The 10,870-nt window shown below is 71.8% G+C and carries 13 protein-coding genes; 8 read left to right on the top strand and 5 right to left on the bottom strand.

Annotation, left to right across the window (positions count from 1 at the left end; genetic code table 11):
* Nucleotides 1-14 precede the first annotated feature (14 nt).
* Entirely contained in the window at nt 15-434 is a 420-nt protein-coding gene (locus ACFRAC_RS17675) for a DoxX family membrane protein (protein WP_382924794.1), read from the bottom strand.
* Between the two features lie 700 nt (nt 435-1,134).
* Here ACFRAC_RS17675 and ACFRAC_RS17670 point away from each other — a divergent pair.
* The 8 genes from ACFRAC_RS17670 to recX all read left to right on the top strand — a co-directional run bounded on the left by ACFRAC_RS17670 (nt 1,135) and on the right by recX (nt 7,649).
* On the top strand, nt 1,135-1,446 hold the full coding sequence (locus ACFRAC_RS17670; protein ID WP_382924793.1) for an anti-sigma factor family protein: 312 nt from the start codon (nt 1,135-1,137) through the stop codon (nt 1,444-1,446).
* A 657-nt stretch (nt 1,447-2,103) separates the two neighbouring features.
* On the top strand, nt 2,104-2,406 hold the full coding sequence (locus ACFRAC_RS17665; protein ID WP_382924792.1) for an anti-sigma factor family protein: 303 nt from the start codon (nt 2,104-2,106) through the stop codon (nt 2,404-2,406).
* A gap of 417 nt (nt 2,407-2,823) precedes the next feature.
* On the top strand, nt 2,824-3,378 hold the full coding sequence (locus ACFRAC_RS17660) for an RNA polymerase sigma factor (RefSeq protein WP_382924791.1): 555 nt from the start codon (nt 2,824-2,826) through the stop codon (nt 3,376-3,378).
* Complete coding sequence (locus tag ACFRAC_RS17655) at nt 3,375-3,689, top strand: hypothetical protein (protein ID WP_382924790.1); 315 nt, start codon at nt 3,375-3,377, stop codon at nt 3,687-3,689. Before ACFRAC_RS17660 ends, ACFRAC_RS17655 begins: the two co-directional genes overlap by 4 nt.
* Nucleotides 3,690-3,827: 138 nt before the next feature.
* On the top strand, nt 3,828-4,022 hold the full coding sequence (locus tag ACFRAC_RS17650) for a DUF3046 domain-containing protein (protein ID WP_382924789.1): 195 nt from the start codon (nt 3,828-3,830) through the stop codon (nt 4,020-4,022).
* 60 nt (nt 4,023-4,082) lie between these two features.
* Entirely contained in the window at nt 4,083-5,447 is a 1,365-nt protein-coding gene (locus ACFRAC_RS17645) for an AI-2E family transporter (RefSeq protein WP_382924788.1), read from the top strand.
* A gap of 219 nt (nt 5,448-5,666) precedes the next feature.
* Entirely contained in the window at nt 5,667-6,794 is a 1,128-nt protein-coding gene (gene recA, locus ACFRAC_RS17640) for a recombinase RecA (protein WP_382924787.1), read from the top strand.
* 3 nt (nt 6,795-6,797) lie between these two features.
* Nucleotides 6,798-7,649 carry a recombination regulator RecX gene (gene recX / locus ACFRAC_RS17635; RefSeq protein WP_382924786.1) on the top strand — a complete coding sequence of 284 codons (852 nt, stop codon included), beginning with the start codon at nt 6,798-6,800 and terminating at the stop codon, nt 7,647-7,649.
* A gap of 117 nt (nt 7,650-7,766) precedes the next feature.
* On the opposite strand, the gene ACFRAC_RS17630 is transcribed toward recX, so the two are convergent.
* The 4 genes from ACFRAC_RS17630 to ACFRAC_RS17615 all read right to left on the bottom strand — a co-directional run bounded on the left by ACFRAC_RS17630 (nt 7,767) and on the right by ACFRAC_RS17615 (nt 10,748).
* Nucleotides 7,767-8,201 (bottom strand): rhodanese-like domain-containing protein, encoded by a 435-nt coding sequence (locus tag ACFRAC_RS17630; protein WP_382924785.1) that lies wholly within the window; start codon nt 8,199-8,201, stop codon nt 7,767-7,769.
* Nucleotides 8,202-8,228: 27 nt separating this feature from the next.
* Nucleotides 8,229-8,792 carry a cysteine dioxygenase gene (locus tag ACFRAC_RS17625; RefSeq protein ID WP_382924784.1) on the bottom strand — a complete coding sequence of 188 codons (564 nt, stop codon included), beginning with the start codon at nt 8,790-8,792 and terminating at the stop codon, nt 8,229-8,231.
* An 86-nt stretch (nt 8,793-8,878) separates the two neighbouring features.
* The gene (locus ACFRAC_RS17620) at nt 8,879-8,950 is read right to left on the bottom strand and encodes a putative leader peptide (protein ID WP_309544753.1); all 72 of its coding nucleotides are present in this window, start codon (nt 8,948-8,950) and stop codon (nt 8,879-8,881) included.
* A gap of 151 nt (nt 8,951-9,101) precedes the next feature.
* Complete coding sequence (locus ACFRAC_RS17615) at nt 9,102-10,748, bottom strand: FAD-dependent monooxygenase (RefSeq protein WP_382924783.1); 1,647 nt, start codon at nt 10,746-10,748, stop codon at nt 9,102-9,104.
* Nucleotides 10,749-10,870 lie beyond the last annotated feature (122 nt).

The following is a 10,870-nucleotide window of genomic DNA, read 5'->3' as shown; positions in this document are numbered from 1 at the left end:
AGCCGAGCGCCGTGTCAGCCGATGTCGAACGCCGGACCGGTGATGGTCAGCCCGAGGTCCCCACCGGCGTGAGAGATGAGGGCGAGCAGCATCAGCGAGGCCCCGGCCAGCGCTATGTCCTTCAGGAACTGGACCATTTCCAACTGCCGGGACTGGGCGTCGCTCTCCTTCCAGAACGCGTGCATCAGCAGCGCGGTCGGGATCAGGAACACGGCCAGCAGCAGCGCGCCGAGGTCGGCCCAGATGCCGAGCAGGACGCTCAGTGAGCCGACGAGGAGCAACAGACCGGTGCCGCGGATCACTGCGTCGGAGGACGGGGCACCTTTGGATGCGGCGTACTCGGCCATCGTCCTGGTCTGCGTGAAGTGGCTGAGAGCCGAGGCGAGGAAGAGGGCCACGAAGAGGATGCGGCCGATGAGTACCAGGACGTCCATGATGACCTCCGGCCATGGAATGCTGGAGCAGGGACAATCTGTACAAAAGGGTACTCTTCGACTACGTCCGCTGCGGTCCGTGCAGGAGTGGAGCGCGGACTCGGGAGTGAGTGAAGGGTTTCCGTCATCGTGGAGGAATGGCTGCCGCACGCGCAGAGGGGGCGGGACAAGGCGTTCGCGCGGTGCGTGCTGCCCGAAGTGGAGATGCTGCTGCGGGTGGCGACCACGCTGACCGCGCTGACCGCGTGGTCGGGTCAGGCCGAGGAACGGGTGCGGGACACCCCGCTGCGGGCGTACCGGATGTGCGAGCGGTACGACGGTCGGCAGCCGCGGGCCTGGCTGCTGACCCTGATGCGTCAGGCGCGCACCGAACGGCGTCACGACGGCGGATCACCAAGGTCGCACGACGGGATGACGGTCCTGTCGGGGCGTCGGTGGGCGCGCTCGGGCGCCCGGAGAAAACGCTCGTGGTCGGACCGGCGTTTCACGAGGTCGTGGACAGCGCGCCGGAGGCTTTGCTGGTCAGGTGCGGGCAGGTGGTGCGCAGGGCGGACATCGACGGCCTGTCGTACGCGGAGGCGGCCGCTCTGCCGGGTACGCGTGACGCGACCGTGACGAGGCGACTGCGCCCAGCGCGCAGGCGGATCCGTGTCCGGCCGGCTGCGGCCGGGCTGGTGCCAGGACGAGGTGAATGGTGAACATGTGGTCGAAGCGCGTACGGCCCGCCGAGCGCAGGATGTACTGCATGCGGGTGGCCCGGATCCTGCAGGCGTATCTGGACGGGGAGACCGGCGAGGCCACCGCCCGCCGGGTGACGGCCCATCTGGAGGACTGCCGCCACTGTGGACTAGAGGTCGAGACCTACCGGAAGATCAAGGACGCGCTCGCCCGCCGGTCGGAGCCGGACGCCGACGCGGTCGAGCGGCTGCGGGGTATTGCCGAGGGACTGCTGCACGGCGGTGGGAACGAGGACGAGGGGTGCGTACACAAGGGGCTTGACCCACTGCCCTGAGTGGAACATGCCGCCGGTTCGCGCTGGCCGTCGCGGGCACGTACGCGGACTTCGCGTCCATGGCCCAGGACGGGCTGCGGGCCGTGCTGTCGTCCCGTGCGGGCGAGTGGACCGGCGAGGGCGAGGGCGGTGCGGTCCGGCGCGGCATGGAGGGGTTCGGCCGGTCGGACGTGCACCCCGATGGCCCGGACGGGGTACGGAAGCTGAGCGCGGCCGGGTCCCGGCTGATGAGTCGCTCCTGTCTGATCCCAAGGCGCCCCAGGTTGACGCCGTTTAGGCCCTGAGATCGGGTTGCACCCGCCGGTACCACGAAACATGACGCGACGCCGCCCGTACCCCGGCGACTTGTCCGGCGCGCGCTGGGAGTTGATCGGACCCACGTTCACCGCCTGGACAGCGGACGCCCGCCCGCCGAAGGGAATGGGGAGGCGCCGTCAGCGGGTTCCCTGCGTGCAAAGGGCCGTGTCCGGGCGCCGACGCCCCCTGTTGGCAGGTGGGCAGGGGTACGGATTGCCCGGGCGCTCGGGGTGAGCGGTCTGGTTCCCCGCTGAGCCGTGCCCGAACGCCGGTGGTTGGGGTGTGCGGGTGCCGGAGCCGTCGTTGCGCAGACGACGACGTCGGCGCGACGGCCGGTCCGGGAGCGAGGCGAGGTAGGCGATGAGGGTGTGGCCGAGACGGCGGTACGCGGCGCGGCCGAGGATGGGCTGTGCCGAGGCGATCCGTGTCCTGCAGGCGTATCTGGACGGGGAGACGGATGACGTCACCGCCCGCCAGGTGATCGCACACCTGGACGACTGCCTCGACTGCGGCGTGGAGGCCGTCCAATATGGCGAGATCAAGGAGTCGCTGGCCCGGCGGGGGCGGCCCGACGCTCAGGCGGTGGAACGGCTGCGCGGGTTCGGCTCGTCCCTGCTGCACACCGGGCCGGGTGACGGGGCCGCTCGCACACCCGGCAGGTGAGCGACGCTCGGCCGGACACCCGGCTCCGGTCCGTTGGCGGCTCGCTTGGCCGTGCGGCTTGAGCAGCGGCAGCTCCGGCCGGGCCGGACGGCTTTCCGCTGGGGGATGCTGCGGAATGGCATCTGGAGCCGGGTTCCTCGCCCTGTCGGACGACAACCCGTCCCTGGCCCGGACCGTGCTGATCGCCCTGGTGCGCTCCGGGCACCGGATCGCCGAGCTCGACCCCGCCACGGGCAAGCATCGCCGCCGTGCACACCAGGGCTTCACCGCGTTGGTGGCATGTAAGGGAGAACAGCCCCCAGCGAGGTCGTCGCCGTCGCACTCGGCTTCGTCATGCACGGGAAACCCGCGTTACGGCGTGCCCCATTTCGTGGAATGCTCCGGTTGGCCTGGGGGGTCTAGTCCTTGGGAGACACAGTGGCGCAGCCGCCGGAGGTGCGGGACAAGGCATTCGCGGAGTTCGTGCTGCCCGAGGTGGAGGTCTTGCTGCGGGTGGCGATGACGCTGACGGCGCAGCCCGCCGACGCCGAGGATCTGGTGCAGGACACGCTGTTGCGCGCCTACAACGCGATCGACCGGTTCGACGGCCGGCACCCCCGCGCCTGGCTGCTGACCATCATGCGGCGCGCGGAGATCAACCGGCACCGCCGCCGCAGGCCCCACCTGCTCGACGACCCCGACGCCGCCCTGGACCGGATGACCGCGGCCGACACGGTGGCCTCGCCGGAGGAGGTCGTGCTCGGCGAGGGCTTCGACGAGCTGGTCGGCGCCGCGCTGGCCGCTCTGCCCGACAAACACCGCCAGGTGGTCCGCCTGGTGGACATCGGCGGGCTGAGCTACGCGGAGGCTGCCGAAGTGCTCGACGTACCGGAGGGCACCGTGATGAGCCGACTGCACCGGGCCCGCAAGCGGATGAGGACGCACATGGCGGCGGCCGGGGTCGCGCCGAAGCCGAAGCGGAGCAGGATGTGATCGGGCGGGGCGGCACGCCACCCCATGACCTGCAGGGAAGTGCCCCGAGTACTGCAGCCTGCCTCGGCGGCGATGCGGACGAGGCGACCGCCCGCCGGGTCGCCGCGCATGTGGAGGACTGCCGGCGCTGCGGACTCGAGACCGCCGTCTGCCAGGAGATCAAGGACTCACTGGCCCGTCAGGTGGTGCCGCACGAGAGCACGATGGCACGGCTACGCGACTTCGGCAGCGCCCTGCCCGGGGCCACCCAGACGTACGACGAGACGGCCGGACTCGGCGGCGGGCGGTGGCCACGCGACAGTCGTTGGTGACCGCCGGACGGCAGGACATGCCACCTGTGTTCTGACCCGCGCTTCCGGCCAGTTGGTTCAGCAGAAGCCCCCTGACGGCCACGAGGGGGTGTGAGACGCTGGAAACATGCAGGTCATGGCGGGCATGGAGCGGAAAGCATGCGGTTGACGGTCTTCTGGCAGCGGATGGCGGAGCACTTCGGTCCGGGGAACGCCGAGACGTTCGCGCGCGACCATGTGATGACGGAACTCGGCGGACGCACCGTGCACGAGGCACTGGGGGCCGGCTGGGACGCCAAGGACGTGTGGCGTGTGGTGTGCGAGGTCATGAACGTCCCGGGGGAGAAGCGCTGACCCGTCACAGAGATCGCGGGCCCGGGTCCGATTGTCACCGCCGTGGGCGAGACTTGCCCCGTGGCACGCACTGACGAGACCGGGCAGCCCGCCCGGCAGGAACCCCCGTTCGGCACGACCCCGCCCGCCCCGCCCCCGGGGGAGGCCGGTGGCGGGCCGGACGCGCGCATGCCGCGCTGGCTGCCGCGCGCCCTGGTGCTGACGCTGGCCCTCGTCGGTGCGTTCCAGCTCGGCAGCTGGGCCTTCCACCAGCTCACCGGCCTGCTGATCAACATCCTCATCGCGTTCTTCCTGGCGCTCGCCATCGAGCCCGCGGTGAGCTGGATGGCCTCCCGCGGCATGCGCCGGGGACTGGCCACCGGCATCGTCTTCCTCGCCGTGATGGTCGTCTCCGCCGGGTTCGTGACCCTTCTGGGGTCGATGCTCGCCGGGCAGATCGTCAAGATCGTCGAGGACTTCCCGGAGTACCTCGACTCCGTCATCAACTGGATCAACACGCACTTCAACACCGAGCTGCGGCGGGTGGACGTCCAGGAGGGGCTGCTGCGGTCCGACTGGCTGCGCAACTACGTGCAGAACAGCGCGACCGGTGTCCTGGACGTCTCCGCCCAGGTGCTCGGCGGCCTGTTCCAGCTGCTGACGATCACGCTGTTCTCGTTCTACTTCGCCGCGGACGGCCCGCGCCTGCGGCGGGGCCTGTGCTCCGTGCTGCCGCCGGCCAGGCAGGCCGAGGTGCTGCGGGCCTGGGAGATCGCCGTCGACAAGACCGGCGGCTATCTGTACTCGCGCGGTCTGATGGCGCTGATCTCGGGCGTAGCCCACTACATCCTGCTGGCCAGTCTGGATGTGCCGTACGCGCCGGTGCTCGCCGTGTGGGTGGGTCTGGTCTCGCAGTTCATCCCCACCATCGGCACCTATCTCGCGGGCGCCCTGCCCATGCTGATCGCGTTCACCGTCGGCCCCTGGTACGCGCTCTGGGTGCTGATCTTCGTCGTGGTCTACCAGCAGTTCGAGAACTACGTCCTCCAGCCCAAGCTGACCTCCAAGACCGTCGACATCCACCCCGCCGTCGCCTTCGGCTCGGTCGTCGCGGGCACCGCTCTGCTCGGTGCGGTGGGCGCCCTGATCGCCATTCCGGCGGTCGCCACGCTGCAGGCGTTCCTGGGTGCCTACGTGAAGCGGTACGACGTCACCGACGACCCTCGCGTCCACGGGCACCGGGACCGGGGCGCCGGGCGCGGGCTGGTCGGGCGGGCCCGTGAGGCATGGAACCGGCCGACCGGGGGCTCGACGGCACAGTCCGGGCCGGACTCCCGAGAGGAGCCGGGACCGGGCGCCGGGCCGGGCTCAGGCACGGACTCGGGAGACTCGGGGGACTCGGGGAACGCGGAGAACCCGGGGGGATCGGGGCCGGGGCCTTCCTGAGGGGCCTGCCCCGGGAGGGCGTGGCGCGCTTGACACGAAAATCGAACATCTATTCTTATGGAGACTCCGGCAGGCCACTCGGTGGGCGTTTCACCACGGTTTCGAGGGATAAGTCCCCGAGTTGTCCACAGGCTGGACGGGCGTCGGGGCGCGTTGTCAGTGGCAGGCGTTAGCGTCTTTGACGTGAAGCGATCGACTCAAGCAAACCGGGTGGAACCCATGGCAGGAACCGACCGCGAGAAGGCCCTGGATGCCGCTCTCGCACAGATTGAACGGCAATTCGGCAAGGGCGCGGTCATGCGCATGGGCGAGCGGTCGATGGAGCCGATCGAGGTCATCTCGACCGGATCGACCGCCCTCGACGTCGCCCTCGGCGTCGGCGGCCTGCCGCGCGGCCGTGTGGTGGAGATCTACGGACCGGAGTCCTCCGGTAAGACGACCCTGACCCTGCACGCCGTGGCCAACGCGCAGAAGGCCGGCGGCCAGGTCGCCTTCGTGGACGCGGAGCACGCGCTCGACCCCGAGTACGCGAAGAAGCTCGGCGTCGACATCGACAACCTGATCCTGTCCCAGCCGGACAACGGCGAGCAGGCGCTCGAGATCGTGGACATGCTGGTCCGCTCCGGCGCCCTCGACCTCATCGTCATCGACTCCGTCGCCGCGCTCGTCCCGCGCGCGGAGATCGAGGGCGAGATGGGCGACAGCCACGTCGGTCTCCAGGCCCGTCTGATGAGCCAGGCCCTGCGGAAGATCACCAGCGCGCTCAACCAGTCCAAGACCACGGCGATCTTCATCAACCAGCTCCGCGAGAAGATCGGCGTGATGTTCGGCTCCCCGGAGACCACGACCGGTGGCCGGGCGCTGAAGTTCTACGCCTCGGTGCGCATCGACATCCGCCGCATCGAGACCCTGAAGGACGGCACGGAGGCGGTCGGCAACCGCACCCGCTGCAAGGTCGTGAAGAACAAGGTGGCGCCGCCCTTCAAGCAGGCCGAGTTCGACATCCTCTACGGCCATGGCATCTCCCGCGAGGGCGGCCTGATCGACATGGGCGTGGAGCACGGCTTCGTCCGCAAGGCCGGTGCCTGGTACACGTACGAGGGCGACCAGCTCGGCCAGGGCAAGGAGAACGCCCGCAACTTCCTGAAGGACAACCCCGACCTCGCCAACGAGATCGAGAGGAAGATCAAGGAGAAGCTGGGCGTCGGCGTGCGCCCGGAGGAGCCCGCGGCCGAGCCCGGCGCGGACGCCGCTGCCGCCACCCCCGCGGACGACGCCGCGAAGTCGGTGCCCGCTCCGGCAGCGGCCAAGGCAGCCAAGACCAAGGCCACGGCTGCCAAGAGCTGATCCGTGACACGGCGAACGGACTGGGCCGAGTACACCGACCACCCGCAGGCCCCACGCGGGTGGGGGAGAGCCGACGAGGGCTCCTCCGGGACGGGCGGGTACACCCCCGGCGGAGACCCGGCCCATGACGCGGTCGGCGGGATCGACAGAGGGGCCCGGAGGGAGGGCGGCATGGCGTACGACGGTGCCGCTGCCTCCGGTGGAGGCCCCCGCCGCGGGCGGAACCGCGGCGGGGCATGGGGTTCGGACGGCCCTGAGGGTCCGCGCGGGCGACGCCGGCGCGGACGTACGGAGCCGTCCGGTGAGGACGGTGGCGCCACTTCCTCGTCGAGGGCCGAGGAGGGGACGCCTCCGGGGGACCCGGTCGAGCGGGCACGGGCGATCTGCCTGCGCCTGCTCACCGGGACCCCGCGCACGCGCAAGCAGCTCGCCGACGCCCTGCGCAAGCGGGAGATCCCGGACGACGCCGCCGAGGAGGTGCTGTCGCGGTTCGAGGAGGTCGGGCTCATCGACGACAGCGCGTTCGCGGACGCCTGGGTGGACTCCCGGCACCACGGCCGGGGGCTCGCCCGACGGGCACTCGCCAGGGAACTGCGCACCAAGGGCGTGGACTCCGCGCTGATCGACGAGGCCGTCTCCCGGCTCGACTCCGAGCAGGAGGAGACGACCGCCCGCGAACTCGTCGCGCGCAAGCTGCGTTCCACACGCGGACTCGACCGCGACAAGCGCCTGCGCCGCCTCGCGGGCATGCTCGCCCGCAAGGGCTACCCCGAGGGCATGGCCCTGCGGGTGGTCCGGCAAGCCCTGGAGGAGGAGGGCGAGGACACCGACTTCCTGGGGGACGAGGGGGCCTGAGGCGAGGCCCGGTGGGACACCGGACATGCCGGACACGGTGGACGCGCGGGGGCGCCCATCGCGTTCGGGTTCGCGTCCGGCTTCAGGAAGCGCCCGGGAGCCGGCCGGGCCGAGGGCTCAGGAGGGGCCCTGACCCTCCGCGCCCGGCGTCACCGGCAGCCCCGCCGCGCGCCATGCCTGGAAGCCGCCGACCAGGTCGGTGGCCCGGTGCAGCCCCAGGCGGTGCAGCGACTCGGCCGCCAGGCTCGACGCGTAGCCCTCGTTGCAGAGCACCACGACCCGCAGGTCATGGCCCGTGGCCTCGGGGACGCGATGGCTGCCCTGGGGGTCGAGCCGCCACTCCAGCTCGTTGCGCTCGACGACCAGCGCGCCCGGGATCAGACCGTCCCGCTCGCGCAGGGCCGCGTACCGGATGTCGACCAGCAGGGCCTCACCGTCCTCGGCGGCCGCGTAGGCGTCCCGCGGTTCGATCCGCTCGTAGCCGGCGCGCACCCGCTCCAGCAACGTGTCGATACCGACAGGCCGTTCACCGGTGTTCTCCGTACCGCTCATCGTCGTTCGCCTCCGTTCGGCACTCGCTCACTGCCAGTCTTCGGGCTGCTCGACCTGTTCCAGGCGCAGGACCGGGCCGCTGCGGCTGAACCGGCGGATGAGCGGGAGAGGCGGGTAGTAGGCGTGCACGGAGATCGCGTGCCGCTCGGTCGACTCGTTGAGGACCTCGTGCACATGGTGCCGGCCGAAGCCGCGGCCCTTGCCGGCCGGCAGCCGGCGTGAGCGGTCCACGTCGTCGGCCAGTTCCAGCGTCTTCCAGCCGCCGGCCGGCAGCCGGACGGCCAGCGAGTGCTCGGTGAGTTCACCGGACGCGGTGACGAACGCCCCGACCGACTCGGCGTGGTCGTGCCAGCCGGTGCCGGTGCCGGGAGGCCAGCCGATCAGCCAGGCCTCGCTGCCACCGGGGCCTTCGAGCCGTACCCAGGTGCGGCCCTCGGGATCGAGCGGGAGCGAGGCGATCAACTCGGTGTCGGCGGCGGCGCGCCGGACGAAGTCGAGCAGGTCCGCCTGCGTCGGAGCGGAGGCCGAGGAGGGGGCGTCGGCCGTGGGGTTCTGCCGCGAGGAGGCAACGGCGGCACGGGAGACAGACAAGGGGCACCGTCCTGAAGGGAGTTCGCGAAGAGCGCGCGGCAGCACGGGCGAAGGTCGCGGCGCGCGCGGAAGGAGAAGAGGCGAAGTCAGCAGGACGGACGACACACGCAGCCCGCATAGCGGACGAGGTCCATATGGACCCGCCGCCACAGGCGCACACAGGTGTCGGTCACGTTCGGGAGTACACCACGCCGGTCGGGGCCGGTCAACTCACCGTCACTATGCGGACCCGACAGTGACCGTGGGTGTCGCCCCCGTGCACGAAGCCGGCATGGCCGAGGGCGACCGCGGGACGGCTGAGGCAAGGTTTCAGCGCGAAGCGGCTCCGGCCCGTTCCGCCCCGGCCTGCGTCTGCGCCTGGGCGGTGGCCGGTCCGCCCAGGGCGGCCTCGGCCGCCGCGTAGAGATCCGCGGGCCGCACCCCGCCGAGGGCGGTCACGAGATACCCGTCGGGGCGCACCAGCAGGACCGAGTGCGCGGCCGCGCCCGGATAGCTCTCCGCGACCAGCAGCTCGGCCCGGTACGGCAACGCCGTCACCGCCGCCGCCAGGCGCGGCATGATGCCGGCGGTCGCCCAGTGCTTGCGGTCCCACACACCCGTGCCCGGCGCGATGAGGACGACCAGCAGCGCACCGCGCCCGAGCCGGTCCCGGAGCCGGGCGAAGGAGCCGTCCTCGGCGGTGACCCGCACGTCAGCGACGGGTGTGCCGCGCGGCGTGTCGACGGGGACCTCGCCCTCCAGCCGGCCTGGGGCGAGCGGGGAGTCGGCGTACGTCCCCGGCGCTCCGACGGGGCCCTGGCCGAGGTGCCCGTCCGTCAGCAGGGCCTCGTGGCCCCGGGCCGAGCCGGGGACGAGCGTCCGCAGGCCGCCGCCGGAGCGCAGCAGCGGAAGCGCCTGGTCGGCGGCCCGCAGCCGGGCGGCGACGACCGCGCGGCGCTCGGTCTGGTAGGAGTCGAGCAGCGCCTCGTGCGTGCCGTGGTGCCAGGCCGGTGCCAGTTTCCAGGCGAGGTTGTCGGCGTCGCGCAGCCCCTCGTCGAGGCCGTGGGTGCCGAGGGTGCCGAGGCAGTGCGCGGCGTCGCCCGCGAGGAAGACGCGGCCGGCGCGCCACCGGCGGGCGAGCCGGTGATGGACCGTGTGCACACCGGTGTCGAGCAGGTCGTACGGCGGTGTCGCGCCGCCGCACCAGCCGGCGAGGGTCTCCCGGATGTGTGTCACCAGCAGTTCGGGGGTGACGAGGTCCTTGCCCGGCGGCAGCAGCCAGTCCAGGCGCCACACGCCGTCGGGGAGCGGGCGTCCGGTGATCTCGCCGGCCGACGGGCCGGACATCCGCCACGGCGGCATCCGGTGGAGCAAGGCGCGGCCCTCCCAGGGGAGTTCCACGCGCAGGGCGGCCACGGCGTGCCGTTCGACGGCGGTACGGCCGGGGAAGCGGATGTCCTGGAGCTTGCGGACGGTCGAGCGGGGGCCGTCGCAGCCGACGACGTAACTGCCGCGCCACCAGGTGCCCTGGGGGCCGCGGGTGTGCACAGTGACGCCGGAGGGCTCCTGTTCCATCGCGTCCAGGCGGCTGTCCACGGCGAGCTTGACGAGGGGTTCGTTCGCGAGGGCGGTGCGCAGGGCGCCGGTCAGGGCGTGCTGGGCGATGTGCAGCGGGGCGGGGTTCGGGTGGCCCTCGGAGTGAGCGGCGGCGTCCTCGAACGAGACCTCGCGCGTCACCTGCTTGCGCCGCATCGACCGCCATCCGGCCCAGCGGGTGCCGAGCGCGCCGAGCGGGGCGCCGGTCAGGCGTTCCACGAGGGCGGTGGTGTCCTCCCGCAGGACGACGGTGCGGGCGAGACGGGGTTCGTCCTTGCCCGGGCCCTCGTCGAGGACGACGCAGGGCACCTCCTGACGGGCCAGTGCCAGGGCGAGGGTGAGCCCGACGGGCCCCGCGCCGACGATGATCACAGGGTCCACGGCGCGGCGCCCCCTGCCCGCAACGGAGTCCCGAGGGACGCGAGTGAACAAGAAGATGGGGCAGGGTGCACGATCACAGAACGTATGCAACCCATTGCCAGTGTTTGCGTCAAGTGACGGAA

This window comes from Streptomyces sp. NPDC056628 (assembly GCF_042792555.1).
In the GTDB taxonomy this organism is placed as follows: domain Bacteria; phylum Actinomycetota; class Actinomycetes; order Streptomycetales; family Streptomycetaceae; genus Streptomyces.
The sequence above is the reverse complement of the archived record's forward strand: the minus strand, read 5'-3'. Positions and strand labels throughout refer to the sequence as shown.